13 protein-coding genes and 4 tRNA genes are annotated in these 15,674 nt (G+C 60.3%); 15 read left to right on the top strand and 2 right to left on the bottom strand.

Features of this window, described 5'->3' with window-relative positions:
- Positions 1-3 precede the first annotated feature (3 nt).
- Genes AK81_RS21190 through AK81_RS21200 form a run of 3 tightly spaced genes read left to right on the top strand, consistent with a single transcriptional unit; the run spans position 4 to position 2,868 of the window.
- Positions 4-804, top strand: a complete 801-nt coding sequence (locus AK81_RS21190) for a carbohydrate ABC transporter permease (RefSeq protein ID WP_043202199.1) — start codon at positions 4-6, stop codon at positions 802-804.
- A gap of 12 nt (positions 805-816) precedes the next feature.
- Positions 817-1,089, top strand: coding sequence for a DUF2160 domain-containing protein (locus AK81_RS21195; RefSeq protein WP_043202200.1), 273 nt, complete (start codon positions 817-819; stop codon positions 1,087-1,089).
- A 39-nt stretch (positions 1,090-1,128) separates the two neighbouring features.
- Positions 1,129-2,868 (top strand): ABC transporter substrate-binding protein, encoded by a 1,740-nt coding sequence (locus AK81_RS21200; protein WP_043202201.1) that lies wholly within the window; start codon positions 1,129-1,131, stop codon positions 2,866-2,868.
- Positions 2,869-3,054: 186 nt separating this feature from the next.
- Here AK81_RS21200 and folD read toward each other — a convergent pair whose 3' ends face one another.
- Complete coding sequence (gene folD / locus AK81_RS21205; RefSeq protein ID WP_016500563.1) at positions 3,055-3,909, bottom strand: bifunctional methylenetetrahydrofolate dehydrogenase/methenyltetrahydrofolate cyclohydrolase FolD; 855 nt, start codon at positions 3,907-3,909, stop codon at positions 3,055-3,057.
- Between the two features lie 270 nt (positions 3,910-4,179).
- Between folD and AK81_RS21210 the strand changes: the two genes are divergently transcribed.
- The 11 genes from AK81_RS21210 (at position 4,180) to AK81_RS21260 (ending at position 14,112) form a co-directional block, all read left to right on the top strand.
- Positions 4,180-4,256: transfer RNA gene (locus AK81_RS21210), tRNA-Arg, on the top strand.
- 42 nt (positions 4,257-4,298) lie between these two features.
- Positions 4,299-4,374 (top strand) — tRNA-His (locus AK81_RS21215).
- A 52-nt stretch (positions 4,375-4,426) separates the two neighbouring features.
- A tRNA-Leu gene (locus AK81_RS21220) sits at positions 4,427-4,511 on the top strand.
- Between the two features lie 44 nt (positions 4,512-4,555).
- Positions 4,556-4,631 (top strand) — tRNA-His (locus AK81_RS21225).
- A 457-nt stretch (positions 4,632-5,088) separates the two neighbouring features.
- A complete protein-coding gene (locus tag AK81_RS21230) occupies positions 5,089-5,388 on the top strand; it encodes a DUF6388 family protein (RefSeq protein WP_043202204.1) in 300 nt (99 codons plus the stop codon).
- A gap of 247 nt (positions 5,389-5,635) precedes the next feature.
- Complete coding sequence (gene tig / locus AK81_RS21235) at positions 5,636-6,949, top strand: trigger factor (RefSeq protein WP_043202205.1); 1,314 nt, start codon at positions 5,636-5,638, stop codon at positions 6,947-6,949.
- A gap of 91 nt (positions 6,950-7,040) precedes the next feature.
- Positions 7,041-7,682, top strand: a complete 642-nt coding sequence (gene clpP, locus AK81_RS21240; RefSeq protein ID WP_012271562.1) for an ATP-dependent Clp endopeptidase proteolytic subunit ClpP — start codon at positions 7,041-7,043, stop codon at positions 7,680-7,682.
- A gap of 108 nt (positions 7,683-7,790) precedes the next feature.
- A complete protein-coding gene (clpX, locus tag AK81_RS21245) occupies positions 7,791-9,074 on the top strand; it encodes an ATP-dependent Clp protease ATP-binding subunit ClpX (RefSeq protein WP_016485885.1) in 1,284 nt (427 codons plus the stop codon).
- A gap of 163 nt (positions 9,075-9,237) precedes the next feature.
- Positions 9,238-11,634, top strand: coding sequence for an endopeptidase La (gene lon, locus AK81_RS21250; RefSeq protein ID WP_043202208.1), 2,397 nt, complete (start codon positions 9,238-9,240; stop codon positions 11,632-11,634).
- Between the two features lie 152 nt (positions 11,635-11,786).
- Positions 11,787-12,059: an HU family DNA-binding protein gene (locus AK81_RS21255; protein ID WP_016485887.1), complete on the top strand. Its 273-nt coding sequence runs from the start codon at positions 11,787-11,789 to the stop codon at positions 12,057-12,059.
- A gap of 181 nt (positions 12,060-12,240) precedes the next feature.
- Positions 12,241-14,112: a SurA N-terminal domain-containing protein gene (locus AK81_RS21260; RefSeq protein WP_043202211.1), complete on the top strand. Its 1,872-nt coding sequence runs from the start codon at positions 12,241-12,243 to the stop codon at positions 14,110-14,112.
- A gap of 57 nt (positions 14,113-14,169) precedes the next feature.
- Here the strand turns inward: AK81_RS21260 and AK81_RS21265 are convergent, their stop codons facing one another.
- Entirely contained in the window at positions 14,170-15,210 is a 1,041-nt protein-coding gene (locus tag AK81_RS21265; RefSeq protein WP_043202215.1) for a patatin-like phospholipase family protein, read from the bottom strand.
- A gap of 178 nt (positions 15,211-15,388) precedes the next feature.
- On the opposite strand from AK81_RS21265, the gene AK81_RS21270 reads away from it, so the two are divergent.
- Positions 15,389-15,667, top strand: coding sequence for a lipoprotein (locus AK81_RS21270; RefSeq protein ID WP_003250254.1), 279 nt, complete (start codon positions 15,389-15,391; stop codon positions 15,665-15,667).
- The last annotated feature ends 7 nt before the right edge of the window (positions 15,668-15,674 follow it).

A 15,674-nucleotide genomic window follows, 5' to 3' on the forward strand; every position in this document is an offset into this window, starting at 1 on the left:
GCCATGAGCACGCGCAAATCGCTGGCCCTGCTGCTGTACTTCTTGTTCCTGCTGGTGCCGATCTACTGGCTGCTGAACATGTCGTTCAAGAGCAACACCGAGATCCTGGGTGGCCTGACCCTGTGGCCGCAGGCGTTCACCCTCGACAACTACCGGGTGATCTTCACCGATGCCAGCTGGTACAGCGGCTACATCAACTCGCTGTACTACGTGTGCCTGAATACGCTGATTTCCTTGCTGGTGGCGTTGCCGGCGGCGTATGCCTTCTCGCGCTACCGCTTTCTCGGTGACCGCCACCTGTTCTTCTGGCTGCTGACCAACCGCATGGCGCCACCGGCGGTGTTCCTGCTGCCGTTTTTCCAGCTGTACTCGTCCATTGGCCTGTTCGATACCCATATCGCCGTGGCCCTGGCCCACTGCCTGTTCAACGTGCCGCTGGCGGTGTGGATCCTGGAGGGGTTCATGTCGGGGGTGCCCAAGGAAATCGACGAAACGGCCTACATCGACGGCTACAGCTTCCCGCGCTTCTTCGTGAAGATCTTCATTCCGCTGATTGGCTCCGGCATCGGCGTCACGGCGTTTTTCTGCTTCATGTTCTCCTGGGTCGAACTGCTGCTGGCGCGCACCCTGACCTCGGTGAATGCCAAGCCGATTGCTGCGGTAATGACCCGCACCGTGTCGGCATCAGGCATCGACTGGGGCGTGCTGGCGGCGGCGGGGGTACTGACCATCTTGCCGGGCATGCTGGTGATCTGGTTCGTGCGTAACCATGTGGCCAAGGGCTTTGCCCTGGGCCGGGTGTGAGGAGGGCAACGCATGGAGTGGATGGCCTGGACCTTGCCGACGGCGCTGTTCTTTGTCGCCGTGGGCGTGCTGCTGCTGGGCATGACCCTGCTTGAACTGCGCCGCCCCTGCGTGGAGCGGCGGGGCTTCTTGCCGCTGGTCACCAGCCGTGGTGACCGCTTGTTCATCGGCCTGCTGGCCAGCGCCTACCTGCACCTGCTGGTGGTCGGCGTCAGCGACTGGCCCTTGTGGGTGGCCTCGCTGCTGTCGTTGGCGTGGCTGGTGGTGGTGCTGCGCTGGGGCTGAGCGAGCGGCCCTGTGGGATAACTGAAACGGGAGATCACAATGTTCGATAACAAGCACAACAGGCGACATTTGACCCTTGCCGCGTTGCTGGTACTGGCCAGCGTGCACGGCACTGCCTGGGCTGACCAGTACGAAGATGCGGCAAAAAAATGGATCGGCAGCGAGTTCAAGCCTTCAACCCTTGCCCCTGAACAGCAACTGGCCGAATTGCAGTGGTTCATCAAGGCTGCCGAGCCGTTCCGTGGCATGAAGATCAATGTGGTGTCGGAAACCATCACCACCCATGAATATGAATCCAAGGTGCTGGCCAAGGCCTTCAGCGAGATCACCGGCATCCAGCTGACCCACGACCTGCTGCAGGAAGGCGACGTGGTGGAAAAACTGCAGACGCAGATGCAGTCGGACAAGAACATCTACGACGGCTGGGTCAATGACTCCGACCTGATCGGCACGCATTTTCGCTATGGCAAGGTGGAGTCGATTACCGACCTGATGGCCAACGAGGGCAAGGACTACACCTCGCCGACCCTCGACCTGAAGGATTTCATCGGTATCTCCTTCACCACTGCGCCGGATGGCAAGGTCTATCAGCTGCCCGACCAGCAGTTCGCCAACCTCTACTGGTTCCGCGCCGACTGGTTCGAGCGGCCAGAGCTGAAGGCCAAGTTCAAGGAAAAGTACGGTTATGAGCTGGGTGTGCCGGTGAACTGGTCGGCCTACGAGGACATTGCCAAGTTCTTCACCGAAGACGTCAAGGAAATCGACGGCAAGCGCGTCTACGGGCACATGGACTACGGCAAGAAAGACCCATCGCTGGGCTGGCGCTTCACTGATGCCTGGTTCTCCATGGCCGGTGGTGGTGACAAGGGCCTGCCCAATGGCCTGCCGGTGGATGAATGGGGCATTCGCGTCGAGGACTGCCATCCGGTGGGTTCCAGCGTGACCCGCGGCGGCGACACCAACGGCCCGGCCGCCGTCTATGCCACGCAAAAGTACGTGGACTGGATGCGTGCCTATGCGCCCAAGGAAGCCCAGGGCATGACCTTCTCCGAAGCAGGCCCGGTACCAGCGCAGGGCAACATTGCCCAGCAGATATTCTGGTATACCGCATTTACTGCCGACATGACCAAGCCCGGCTTGCCGGTGGTAAATGCCGACGGCACGCCGAAGTGGCGCATGGCGCCCTCGCCGAAGGGGCCTTATTGGGAGGAGGGGATGAAACTGGGCTACCAGGACACCGGCTCCTGGACTTTCTTCAAGTCCACCCCCGAGAAGCAACGCCTGGCGGCGTGGCTGTATGCCCAGTTCGTCACCTCCAAGACCGTGTCGCTGAAAAAGACCATCGTCGGCCTGACGCCGATTCGTGAGTCGGACATCAACTCCCAGGCCATGACCGACCTGGCGCCCAAGCTGGGCGGGCTGGTGGAGTTCTACCGCAGCCCGGCGCGGGTGCAGTGGACGCCGACCGGCACCAACGTGCCGGATTACCCGCGGCTGGCACAGCTGTGGTGGAGCCATATCGCCGAAGTGGCCAGTGGCGAGAAGACCCCGCAGGAAGCCCTGGACGGCCTGGCCCGCGACCAGGACCGCATGATGGAACGCTTGCAGCGCTCCAATGCCCAGGCGACCTGTGCACCCAAGATGAACCCGGAGAAAGACGCCCAGTACTGGTTCGACCAGCCGGGGGCGCCGAAACCCAAGCTGGCCAACGAAAAGCCCAAGGGCGAGACAGTCAGCTACACCGAACTGCTGAAGTCGTGGGAGGCGGCCAGGAAGTGATCGGCTGAACACCGCGTTGGCTTCTTCGCGGGCTCGCCCGCTCCCACAGGTACTGCACCGCTCTCAAGGGTTGCGGGGTTCCTGTGGGAGCGGGCAAGCCCGCGAAGAGGCCAGCAAAGCCACTGCATGAATCGCAGGCAAAAAAAACGGCACCTGCCAGAGGTGCCGTTTTCGCATCACGCGCTATTACTTATGCAGCTCTTCCGCCGCATACAGCGTGTTTTCCAGCAGGCAGGCCCGGGTCATCGGCCCGACGCCACCCGGCACCGGGGTGATCCAGCCCGCGCGCGGCAGGGCGGTCTCGTAGACGACGTCGCCGACCAGCTTGCCGTCTTCCTGCCGGTTGATGCCCACGTCGATGACGATGGCGCCTTCCTTGACCCACTCACCCTTGACCAGGCCCGGCTTGCCGGCAGCCACGACCACCAGGTCGGCACGCCCGACATGGCCGGCCAGGTCCTTGGTGAAGCGGTGGCAGACGGTCACGGTGCAGCCGGCCAGCAGCAGCTCCATGGCCATCGGGCGACCCACGATGTTGGAGGCGCCGACGATCACCGCATCCATGCCGTACAGGTCCTGACCGGTGCTTTCCAGCAGGGTCATGATGCCTTTCGGTGTGCAGGGGCGCAGCAGCGGGATGCGCTGGGCCAGGCGGCCTACGTTGTAAGGGTGGAAGCCGTCCACGTCCTTGTCCGGGCGGATGCGCTCGAGCAGCAGCGAGGCGTCCAGGTGCTCCGGCAGCGGCAGTTGCAGCAGGATGCCGTCTACGGCCGGGTCGTCATTGAGGCGATCGATCAGCTCGGTCAGGGCCTGCTGCGAGGTTTCGCTGGGCAGGTCGAATGCCTGCGAAATGAAACCGACCTCTTCGCAGTCCTTGCGCTTGTGCGAGACATAGACTTGCGAGGCGGGGTCGGTGCCGACCAGGATCACTGCCAGGCCAGGCGTACGCAGGCCTTGCTGGCGACGCTCCACGACACGTTGAGCGATCTGCTTGCGCAGGCTGGCGGCGATCGCCTTGCCATCGATTAGGTGTGCAGTCATAGACGCGTGATTAACCATCGAGAAGGAAACAATAAAGAGCGCGTATTCTCGCACGACACGCGCCAAGGGCAAAGGCGGGTGGTCGGGCAAATCCCCTAACCCCTTAAATAATTTAAATTTTTTTGAAAAAGGTGTTGACGACTTTTGGGGTCGCCTATAAGATTCGCCGCACTTGTCGGGCACAGCCTAGCACTGGTTGGCTAAGTCGGGCAGAATGAGTGGTTTAGCAGTTACCTGTTAATGACTCGTTCGGTTAGGCTTCAAGCTTAAGCGCCCGTAGCTCAGCTGGATAGAGCATCCGCCTTCTAAGCGGATGGTCGCAGGTTCGAGTCCTGCCGGGTGCGCCATTAGGCAGCATGGGCAAGCAAGTAAGGCTGTAATGCAATATGGTGGGCGTAGCTCAGTTGGTAGAGCGCCGGATTGTGATTCCGGTTGTCGTGGGTTCGATTCCCATCGTCCACCCCATATTCTTCGAAGGCGCCTCGATAGCATCTGGCGCCTTTGTTTTAAGCGTTACGCGGACGTGGTGAAATTGGTAGACACACTGGATTTAGGTTCCAGCGGCGCAAGCTGTAAGAGTTCGAGTCTCTTCGTCCGCACCATGCTTCTGTAAAGTTGTACCGCAATACTGCAACACCGCAATATGGTGGGCGTAGCTCAGTTGGTAGAGCGCCGGATTGTGATTCCGGTTGTCGTGGGTTCGATTCCCATCGTCCACCCCATATTCTAGAAAAGGCGCCTTGATCGTGAGATCGGGCGCCTTTTTGTTTTGGCGCTGTGTGCATGTCGGGAGTATTTCAGCGCCTGTGAAATCGAGCGCCGCCCGCGCGGCGCATCGCGAGCTGCGCTCGCTCCTACGTTTGTTTCGGGCCAGTCATGCCTGTGCCAGAGGTGCGCGACCGCCTGGTTTATACGACGCGATATCGTGTCATGCGCTAGGGCGTTCGCGCGCTAATCTCGCAGGAATAATTGGCCCGAAACAAACGTAGGAGCGAGCGCAGCTCGCGATGCGCCGCGCGGGCGGCGCTCGGTCTGCCAGGCACTGAAAATGTCGTGGCGAATGCCCTCACGGCCAATTCACATTCGGCCCCTTGCAATCCTCTGGTGGCGTCCCAATAAAAGCTGTTAGATTTCAGCCGGTTGAAACACCGGCTGATTGGCCGGCAGAGGAACAGCCCAATGATTGCAAAAGAATCCCGTCAGGCCCTGGCGCTACAGCGCTTTGCCGAGGCTAACCCGCAGTTGCTCGAAGAGATCCGCGAGCTGGATGCGCGCGAGCAGGCCCAGCAGATCGAGTGGGCATTCGAGAATGCCGCCGAGGAGCAGGGCATCCAGCCCTGGGAGCTGGCGCTGCAATTGATTGCCGAAACCCCGGAGCAGCTGCAGGCCATGCGCCTGGAGACGCACCGCGAGGTGGCCGAGGCGCTGGGGATGGAGTGGGAAGAGTACTGCCAGTTCAATGAAATCGATCCTGATTAAAGGAAGCGAATCCTCCACTGGCAGTTGTTTGACAAGGTATTTCGGCTGCAGGTCGCCCAGAGCGTCGTGCGGCCCTCATTGAAGCAGGCTCGGCGGTATGCCGTGCGGGCCTTGAAAGTTAATCGACCGGCGTGGTTTCCCGTCGTCCCGAGTGGGGTGACTTCTGCTGCGCGACTCACTAGAATGCTTGCCCTTGATTCTGGAGTCGGGCTAACGCCGGCTAACGTCTGTGCAACGAGGAATATCCATGCAAGTTTCTGTTGAAAACACTTCCGCTCTCGAGCGCCGCATGACCATCGCCGTTCCGGCCGAGCGCGTCGAGAACGAAGTCAACAAGCGTCTGCAGCAGACTGCCAAGCGCGCCAAGATTGCGGGCTTCCGTCCTGGTAAAGTGCCGATGAACGTGATTCGTCAGCGTTTCGAAGCTGACGCTCGTCAAGAGGCTTTCGGTGACCTGGTCCAGTCTTCCTTCTACGAAGCCATCGTCGAGCAGAAGCTGAACCCGGCTGGCGCCCCTGCTGTAGAGCCTAAGTCCTTCGAAAAAGGCAAGGACCTGGAATTCGTCGCCATCTTCGAAGTGTTCCCAGAGTTCACCGTTGCCGGCCTCGAGTCGATCAACGTCGAGCGCCTGAGCGCCGAAGTGGCTGACGCCGACCTGGACAAAATGCTGGATGTGCTGCGCAAGCAGAACACCCGTTTCGAGGCTGTCGAGCGCGCCGCGCAGAACGACGACCAGGTCAACATCGACTTCGTCGGCAAGGTCGACGGTGAAGTGTTCGCCGGCGGTTCGGCCAAGGGCACCCCGCTGGTGCTGGGCTCCGGCCGCATGATCCCAGGCTTCGAAGAAGGCCTGGTTGGCGCCAAGGCTGGCGAAGAGCGCGTTGTCAACGTGACCTTCCCAGAGGACTACCAGAACCTGGACCTGGCTGGCAAAGCTGCCGAGTTCACCATCACCGTCAACAGCGTTGCCGCCCCTGTGCTGCCAGAGCTGAACGAAGAGTTCTTCGCCCAGTTCGGTATCAAAGAGTCGACCCTGGAAGGCTTCCGCACCGAAGTTCGCAAGAACATGGAGCGTGAACTGCGTCAGGCGATCAAGACCAAGGTAAAAAACCAGGTCATGGACGGTCTGCTGGCCGCCAACCCGATCGAAGTGCCAAAAGCCCTGCTGGAAAACGAAGTCAACCGTCTGCGCGTGCAGGCTGTTCAGCAGTTCGGTGGCAACATCAAGCCTGAGCAACTGCCTGCCGAGCTGTTCACCGAGCAAGCCAAGCGCCGCGTAGTGCTGGGCCTGATCGTGGCCGAAGTGGTCAAGCAGTTCGAACTGAAGCCGGACGACGCCAAGGTTCGCGAGATGATCGAAGAAATGGCTTCGGCTTACCAGGAGCCTGAGCAGGTCATCGCTTGGTACTACAAGAACGACCAGCAAATGAACGAAGTGCGTTCGGTTGTGCTGGAAGAACAAGTTGTAGATACTGTTCTGCAGAAAGCGACTGTGACCGACAAGTCGGTCTCGTACGAAGAAGCCGTAAAACCAGCTGAGGCACCAGCCGAAGCCGAGTAATACGTTTTCTCTCGTAGGAAACCCCACAAGCCAGCCTTCGCGCTGGCTTGTGCGTATTCAAGCCATGACTATTTGGGAGTGAGCGCAGGACATGTCCCGCAATTCTTATATTCAGCAGAGCTCTGACATCCAGGCCGCAGGCGGCCTGGTCCCGATGGTTATCGAGCAGTCCGCCCGTGGCGAACGCGCCTATGACATCTACTCGCGCCTGTTGAAGGAGCGAGTGATCTTCCTGGTAGGTCCTGTAGAAGACTACATGGCCAACCTGGTAGTGGCGCAGATGCTGTTCCTTGAGGCGGAAAACCCGGACAAGGATATCCATCTTTACATCAACTCCCCAGGCGGCTCGGTGACTGCTGGCATGTCGATCTACGACACCATGCAGTTCATCAAACCGGACGTCTCGACCATCTGCATTGGCCAGGCCTGCAGCATGGGTGCCTTCCTGTTGACCGCCGGTGCCAAGGGCAAGCGTCACTGTCTGCCTAACTCGCGGGTGATGATTCACCAGCCGTTGGGCGGTTTCCAGGGCCAGGCGACCGACATCCAGATCCACGCCCAGGAAATCCTCAGCATCAAGGCGCGTCTCAACGAGCTGCTGGCCTACCACACCGGCCAGGACCTCGAGACCATCCAGCGTGATACTGAGCGTGACAACTTCATGAGCGCCTCGCGCGCGGCCGAGTACGGCCTGATCGACTCGGTCTACGACAAGCGGCAACTGGCCTCCTGAACCGGGGTGTCAGAGCAGGTAGGCGCGGAAACCGCCTACCTGCGGACTTGAAAAAGCCCGCAATTGCCTTCATCTTGTGTTGCAAGCCTACCGGATTGGATCGATCGAATGACTGACACCCGTAACGGCGAGGACAGCGGCAAATTGCTCTATTGCTCCTTCTGCGGCAAAAGCCAGCACGAAGTGCGCAAATTGATTGCCGGGCCCTCGGTATTTATCTGCGACGAGTGCGTCGACCTGTGCAACGACATCATCCGTGAGGAGGTGCAGGAAGCCCAGGCCGAGAGCAGCGCGCACAAATTGCCTTCGCCGAAAGAAATCAGCGGCATCCTGGACCAGTACGTCATTGGTCAGGAGCGCGCGAAAAAGGTGCTGGCCGTAGCGGTATACAACCACTACAAGCGCCTGAACCAGCGTGACAAGAAGGGCGACGAAGTCGAACTGGGCAAGAGCAACATCCTGCTCATCGGGCCGACCGGCTCGGGCAAGACCCTGCTCGCCGAAACCCTGGCACGCCTGTTGAACGTACCGTTCACCATTGCTGACGCCACCACCCTGACCGAAGCCGGTTATGTGGGTGAGGACGTCGAAAACATTATTCAGAAGCTGTTGCAGAAGTGCGACTACGACGTGGAAAAGGCCCAGATGGGCATTGTCTACATCGACGAAATCGACAAGATTTCGCGCAAGTCGGACAACCCGTCCATTACCCGTGACGTCTCGGGTGAGGGCGTGCAGCAGGCGCTGCTGAAACTGATCGAGGGCACTGTGGCCTCGGTACCGCCGCAAGGTGGGCGTAAACACCCGCAACAGGAATTCCTGCAGGTCGATACCCGAAATATCCTGTTCATTTGCGGTGGCGCGTTCTCGGGCCTGGAAAAAGTCATCCAGGGCCGTTCCACCAAGGGTGGCATCGGTTTTGGCGCAGAAGTGCGCAGCAAGGAAGAAGGCAAGAAGGTTGGCGAGTCCCTGCGTGAGGTCGAGCCGGACGATCTGGTCAAGTTTGGCCTGATTCCGGAATTCGTCGGCCGTCTGCCGGTGCTGGCTACCCTCGACGAGCTGGACGAGGCTGCGTTGATGCAGATCCTCACCGAGCCGAAGAATGCCCTGACCAAGCAGTATGCCAAGCTGTTCGAGATGGAAAGCGTCGACCTCGAGTTCCGCAGCGATGCGCTCAAGGCCGTTGCACGCAAGGCCCTGGAGCGCAAGACCGGCGCCCGTGGCCTGCGTTCGATCCTCGAAGGCGTGCTGCTCGACACCATGTACGAGATCCCTTCGAAGAAGGATGTCAGCAAGGTGGTGATCGACGAGAGCGTCATCGAAGGCACCTCGCAGCCGCTGATGATCTACGAGAACAGCGAGCCGCAAGCCAAGGCCGCGCCAGACGCCTGATTCAGGCAATGGCCGGTGACGGTTGCAAGCAAGAAGGGGGCCTACGGGCCCCTTTCTGCTTTTCCTGCGCTAGCGCTTGTAATTTCCCAAGCGTGCCCCCACATTAGGTCCAAGCATCATTTCCACCGGTTTCCGGCCATAAGGCCGCTGTAGAGGCGAAATCATGAAGACCACCCTCGACTTGCCTCTTTTGCCATTGCGCGATGTCGTTGTTTACCCGCACATGGTTATCCCGCTGTTCGTGGGGCGCGAAAAATCCATCGAAGCCCTCGAGGCAGCGATGACGGGCGAAAAGCAGATCCTGCTGCTGGCCCAGAAGAACCCGGCCGACGACGATCCGGGCGAGGACGCCCTCTACCGTGTCGGCACCGTTGCCACTGTGCTGCAGCTGCTGAAACTGCCTGATGGCACCGTCAAGGTGCTGGTCGAGGGTGAGCAGCGTGGTGCGGTCGAGCGCTTCACCGAAGTAGAAGGGCACATCCGTGCCGAAGTCTCCCTGATCGACGAAACCGACGCCGCCGAGCGCGAGTCGGAAGTGTTCGTGCGCACGTTGCTGTCGCAATTCGAGCAGTACGTGCAGTTGGGCAAGAAAGTCCCTGCCGAAGTGCTGTCTTCGCTGAACAGCATCGAAGAGCCAGGGCGTCTGGTCGATACCATGGCCGCCCACATGGCCCTGAAGATCGAGCAGAAGCAGGAAATTCTCGAAATTGTCGACCTGACCACCCGTGTCGAGCACGTGCTGGCGCTGCTGGATGCTGAAATCGACCTGCTGCAGGTTGAAAAGCGCATTCGCGGCCGGGTCAAGAAACAGATGGAGCGCAGCCAGCGCGAGTACTACCTGAATGAGCAGATGAAGGCCATTCAGAAAGAGCTCGGTGATGGCGACGAAGGCCACAACGAAGTCGAAGAGCTGAAAAAGCGCATCGAAGCCGCTGGCCTGCCCAAGGATGCCCTGACCAAGGCCCAGGCCGAGCTGAACAAGCTCAAGCAGATGTCGCCGATGTCGGCCGAGGCCACCGTGGTGCGTTCGTACCTCGACTGGCTCGTGCAGGTACCGTGGAAGGCCCAGAGCAAGGTGCGACTGGACCTGACCAAGGCCGAGGAAATTCTCGATGCCGACCACTATGGCCTGGAAGAGGTCAAGGAACGCATCCTCGAGTACCTTGCCGTGCAGAAGCGCGTCAAGAAGATCCGCGGCCCGGTACTCTGCCTGGTCGGCCCACCTGGCGTGGGCAAGACCTCGCTGGCCGAGTCGATCGCGGCTGCCACCAACCGCAAGTTCGTGCGCATGGCCTTGGGTGGCGTGCGTGACGAGGCCGAGATCCGTGGCCACCGCCGTACCTATATCGGCTCCATGCCTGGCCGTCTGATCCAGAAGATGACCAAGGTGGGTGTACGCAACCCGCTGTTCCTGCTCGACGAAATCGACAAGATGGGCAGCGACATGCGTGGCGACCCGGCCTCGGCACTGCTGGAAGTGCTCGACCCGGAGCAGAACCACAACTTCAACGACCACTACCTGGAAGTCGACTACGACCTCTCGGACGTGATGTTCCTGTGCACCTCGAACTCGATGAATATCCCGCCGGCGCTGCTCGACCGGATGGAAGTCATCCGCCTGCCGGGCTACACCGAGGACGAGAAGATCAACATCGCGGTCAAGTACCTGGTGCCCAAGCAGGTCAAGGCCAACGGCTTGAAGAAGGAAGAGCTTGAGGTCGACGTTTCGGCGATCCGCGACATCATCCGCTACTACACCCGCGAAGCCGGTGTGCGTGGCCTGGAGCGGCAAATTGCCAAGGTCTGCCGCAAGGTGGTCAAGGAACATACCGGGCAGAAGCAGGTCAAGGTCAAGGTGGCCAGCGAGCAGCTGGAGCACTTGCTGGGCGTGCGCAAGTTCCGTTACGGCCTGGCCGAGCAGCAGGACCAGATCGGTCAGGTCACCGGCCTGGCCTGGACCCAGGTGGGTGGCGAACTGCTGACCATCGAAGCCGTGGTTATCCCTGGCAAGGGCCAGTTGATCAAGACCGGCTCGCTGGGCGATGTGATGGTCGAGTCGATCACCGCCGCTCAGACCGTGGTACGCAGCCGCGCCCGCAGCCTGGGGATTGCCGCCGACTTCCACGAGAAGCGCGACGTGCACATTCACATGCCGGAAGGCGCTACGCCGAAGGACGGCCCAAGCGCGGGTGTGGGCATGTGCACCGCGCTGGTGTCTGCGCTGACGCAGATTCCGGTACGTGCCGACGTGGCCATGACCGGCGAAATCACCCTGCGTGGCCAGGTGCTCGCCATTGGCGGGTTGAAGGAAAAACTGCTGGCGGCACACCGTGGGGGCATCAAGACGGTGATCATTCCAGAGGAGAATGTTCGCGATCTGAAGGAGATTCCGGAAAATATCAAACAGGATCTTCAGATCAAACCGGTCAAATGGATTGACGAAGTCCTGCAAATTGCGCTGCAATACGCCCCGGAGCCCTTGCCAGATGTGGCTCCTGAGATTGTCGCGAAAGATGAAAAGCGCGACGGCGATGCTAAGGAAAGAATCAGCACGCATTAGTAGTTTTTGGCTGGGGGGCTTTCCTTGACAGTTTTTTCGGGCCCTTGCTATAAAGCGGCACGCTATTGTCATCAGGCCACCCAGCGCACGTTTCATAAGCTTTTCATTACATACTTAGAAACAAACTCAATAGAGAAATAAGGGGACTTAGAGTGAACAAGTCGGAACTGATTGACGCTATCGCTGCATCGGCTGACATTTCCAAAGCTACCGCAGGTAAGGCTCTGGACGCTGTGATCGACTCCGTAACCGGTGCCCTGAAAGCAGGCGACGACGTCGTTCTGGTTGGCTTCGGTACCTTCTCGGTCAAGGACCGCGCCGAGCGCACTGGCCGTAACCCGCAAACCGGTAAGGCGATCAAGATCGAAGCTGCCAAGGTTCCAGGTTTCAAGGCTGGCAAAGGCCTGAAAGACGCCGTCAACTAAGTCGTCTTTCAGCCGGACCTGGCCTTGCCGGGTCCGAGCACGCTGAAGGCGGGGCGCAAACGTTCCCGCCTGACACGTTTGCTAAGAAAAGGCGCATCCTCGGATGCGCCTTTCTTTTATCAGGATTCTACCCACGCTCCGCGGTTGTCGACGCAGTGGTACAGCCGTTTCTGGGGGACGCATGCTGCAAAATATCAGGGACAATTCACAAGGTTGGATTGCCAAGACCATCATCGGCCTTATCGTCGTCTTGATGGCGTTGACCGGTTTCGAAGCTATTTTCCAGGCCGCCACCCATAGCCAGGACGCCGCCAAGGTGAACGGCCAGACCATCAGCCAGAACGAGCTGGCCCAGGCGGCCGACATGCAGCGCCGTCAGTTGATGCAACAGTTGGGCAAGGATTTCGACCCAGCGCTGCTGGAAGACAAATTGCTGCGTGAAGAGGCGCTCAAGGGCCTGATCAGCCGCAAGTTGCTGCTGCAAGGTGCCGAGGATGCCAAGTTTGCCTTCTCCGAGGCCGCGCTGGATCAGGTGATCCTGCAAACGCCGGAGTTCCAGGTGGACGGCAAGTTCAGTGCTGACCGTTTCGACCAGGTCATCCGCCAGATGGGCTACGGCCGCATGCAGTTCCGCGAGATGCTCGCCGAGGAAATGCTCATCGGCCAGCTGCGCACCGGTCTGGCCGGCAGCAGCTTTGTCACCGACCAGCAGGTCGATGCCTTCGCTCGCCTGGAGAAGCAGACCCGCGACTTCGCCTCCCTGACCTTCAAGGCCGACCCGGCCGCGGTCAAGGTCAGCGACGAAGAGGTCAAGGCGCATTACGAGCAGCACGCCAAGGAGTTCATGTCGCCTGACCAGGTGGTGATCGACTACATCGAGCTGAAGAAGTCGGTGTTCTTCGACCAGGTCAAAGTGACCGACGAAGAGCTCAAGGCCCAGTACGAGAAGGAAATCGCCAACCTCGCCGAGCAGCGCCATGCCGCGCACATCCTCATCGAGGTCAGCGACAAGGTCACCGACGCCCAGGCCAAGGCCCGTGCCGAAGAGATCGAGCAGCGCCTGGCCAAGGGTGAAGAGTTTGCCGCGCTGGCCAAGGAGTTCTCCCAGGACCCGGGCTCCGCCACCAGCGGTGGTGACCTCGGCTTTGCCGGCCCGGGTGTGTACGACCCGGCGTTCGAGGATGCACTGTACAAGCTGCAGGACGGTCAGGTCTCGGCGCCAGTGCGCACCGAGTTTGGCTACCACCTGATCAAGCTGCTGGGTGTGCAGGCGCCTGAAGTGCCGAGCTTCGCCAGCTTGAAGGACAAGCTGACCCGCGACCTGAAAACCCCGCTGGTCGAACAGCGCTACGTCGATGCCAGCAAGCAGCTGCAGGATGCTGCCTACGAGGCTTCCGACCTGGCCCAGCCGGCCCAGGACCTGAACCTCAAGGTGCAGACCTCCGCAGCCTTCGGTCGCGAGGGTGGTGAAGGCATTACCGCCAACCGTTCGGTGGTGCAGGCTGCGTTCTCCGAAGAAGTGCTGGAGGAAGCTGCCAACAGCACCGCCATCGAGCTCGACCCGGAGACCACCGTGGTATTGCGCGTCAAGGAGCACCGCAAGCCGGAGCAACTGCCGCTTGAAGCGGTGGCCAAGAACATCCGCGAACACCTGGCCAAAGAGAAGGCAACCGCCGAGCTCAAGACCAAGGCGGACAAGCTGATTGCCGGCCTGCGTGACGGTTCCATCGCCGCAGACAGCGTGCACGAAGGGCAAGGCTGGAAGGCCTACGAAGCAGTCACCCGTGGCGAGGACGGTATTGATCCGGCCGAACTGCAGGCGCTGTTCCGTCTGGGCAAGCCGCAAGCCAAGGACAAGCCGGTGTATGGCAGCGTAGTGCTGCGTGACGGTAGCCTGGTGGTGCTGCAGCTCAAGGGCGTCAACGAAGGCGCTACTGCCACCGACGAAGAGAAGCAGCAGATCCGCCGCTACCTCGCGTCGCGTGCTGGTCAGCAGGACTTCGCGGCGTTCCGCAAGCAGCTGGAAGCCAATGCGGATATCACCCGTTACTAAGGTGATCGCTGCATGAAGAAACAGGCCGCCTCGTGCGGCCTGTTTCGTTTCTGTCGCCTACCGCTTCACCCCTTCATAGTTATCCAGCGTATCCCGCGCAATCTCCCGTCCCAGGGCAATCAGCTCGGGCGCCTTGTAGAACTCGAAGAACCGGCACACCCGCTTGGGCACGTTGATCAGCACATCCGGTGGATACCCGGCGATCTTGTACTGCGCCAGCGAAGTCTGCATGACCTCGAAGCTCTGGTTGATCAAATCCAGCAGCGAAGCAGGCCCCACGTTGTCGATGATGAACGAGCCGGTCGCCGATTTTGGCGCGCCCTCGCGTTCCGGTGCCGCCGCCGGTTGCTGGCCTTCCGGGTCGGCGGCATCTGCCAGCCACGGGTTGGGCGGCGCCAGGCCTTCGGCGACTATTTCCTGCTCGATGCGCATCAGCTCTTCCGCCTGCTTGCGCCGGAACGGCAAGTGAGAGCCCAACGAGCTCAGCAGGGAGTCAAAACGCATCTTGAAGGCCGCTGGGCGCTCGATCACCGGTAACTGGTATTGCTTCTGGTTGGTGGCGTTGAGGTTGACCGCGATGATCAGGTCGCAGTGGCTGGACACCACAGGCACAATCGGCAACGGGTTGAGGATGCCCCCGTCGACCAGCATACGGTTGCCCTGCATCACGGGGGTGAACAGGCTGGGTATGGCCGCCGAGGCGCGCATCGCCTGATGCAGGCAGCCTTCCTGGAACCAGATTTCCTGTTGGTTGGTAAGGTCGGTCGCCACCGCTGTGTAGGGGATGCGCAATTGCTCGATGTTGATCTCGCCGACGATCTTGCGGATTTGCCCGAATACCTTGTCGCCACGAATGGCGCCGAGGCGAAAGCTGACGTCGACCAGGCGCAGTACATCCAGGTAGTCGAGGCTCTCGATCCAGTTGCGATACTCGCTCAGCTTGCCGGCAGAATAGATGCCGCCAACCACTGCCCCCATGGAGCAGCCGGCAATGCAGGCAATGTCGTAGCCGCGCCGTTCGATTTCCTCGATCACACCGATGTGTGCATACCCCCGGGCTCCGCCCGAGCCCAGTACCAGTGCCACGCGTTTGCTCATGAATATTCCCCGTCCAGTGCAACCATGGTCCTACAATGCACCCATCGCTGCCTGTGCTTCAATGTAGATCGCGCTGAGCTACTGTAATAAAACTGGCCAGGCACAGCCGGCCGGGCAGGGCACTTTTCAGCTGCCGGGGCGTCGAACAGCCACTGTTTTTTCCATTGAGGTATTACTGATGAAAGCCTGGATCTGCCTTCCACTGATTGCCTTGGCCCTTGCTGGCTGCGCGGGCAAGACGGCCTACCGTGACAGCTGCGCGACCCAGCTGGATGCCGCCTGGAAGGAACTGGACCTGGCCAAGGCCGAAGGCTTTGCCGGTGCTGTGAGTTACTCCAAGGCGTTGTCGCTGCTGACCGGGGCCAAGACCCAGCAGCAGTTCGAAGGTTACGAAAGCTGTACGCGCAAAGCCGAAAAGGCGCGCTTCTACATTCGTGAGTCGCGCGCCGGGCGCTGACCAAGGA

Origin of the sequence: Pseudomonas putida W15Oct28, assembly GCF_000708715.2 — a bacterium.
Classification (GTDB): domain Bacteria; phylum Pseudomonadota; class Gammaproteobacteria; order Pseudomonadales; family Pseudomonadaceae; genus Aquipseudomonas; species Aquipseudomonas putida_R.

Bases quoted from the DNA above. Each gene is read 5' to 3' on its own strand.
- AK81_RS21270 (WP_003250254.1), top strand. From the start codon at position 15,389: ATGAAAGCCTGGATCTGCCTTCCACTGATTGCCTTGGCCCTTGCTGGC.
- clpX (WP_016485885.1), top strand. From the start codon at position 7,791: ATGACTGACACCCGTAACGGCGAGGACAGCGGCAAATTGCTCTATTGC.
- AK81_RS21260 (WP_043202211.1), top strand. From the start codon at position 12,241: ATGCTGCAAAATATCAGGGACAATTCACAAGGTTGGATTGCCAAGACC.
- AK81_RS21265 (WP_043202215.1), bottom strand. From the start codon at position 15,210: ATGAGCAAACGCGTGGCACTGGTACTGGGCTCGGGCGGAGCCCGGGGG.
- tig (WP_043202205.1), top strand. From the start codon at position 5,636: ATGCAAGTTTCTGTTGAAAACACTTCCGCTCTCGAGCGCCGCATGACC.
- AK81_RS21230 (WP_043202204.1), top strand. From the start codon at position 5,089: ATGATTGCAAAAGAATCCCGTCAGGCCCTGGCGCTACAGCGCTTTGCC.
- AK81_RS21200 (WP_043202201.1), top strand. From the start codon at position 1,129: ATGTTCGATAACAAGCACAACAGGCGACATTTGACCCTTGCCGCGTTG.
- folD (WP_016500563.1), bottom strand. From the start codon at position 3,909: ATGACTGCACACCTAATCGATGGCAAGGCGATCGCCGCCAGCCTGCGC.
- AK81_RS21195 (WP_043202200.1), top strand. From the start codon at position 817: ATGGAGTGGATGGCCTGGACCTTGCCGACGGCGCTGTTCTTTGTCGCC.
- clpP (WP_012271562.1), top strand. From the start codon at position 7,041: ATGTCCCGCAATTCTTATATTCAGCAGAGCTCTGACATCCAGGCCGCA.
- lon (WP_043202208.1), top strand. From the start codon at position 9,238: ATGAAGACCACCCTCGACTTGCCTCTTTTGCCATTGCGCGATGTCGTT.
- AK81_RS21190 (WP_043202199.1), top strand. From the start codon at position 4: ATGAGCACGCGCAAATCGCTGGCCCTGCTGCTGTACTTCTTGTTCCTG.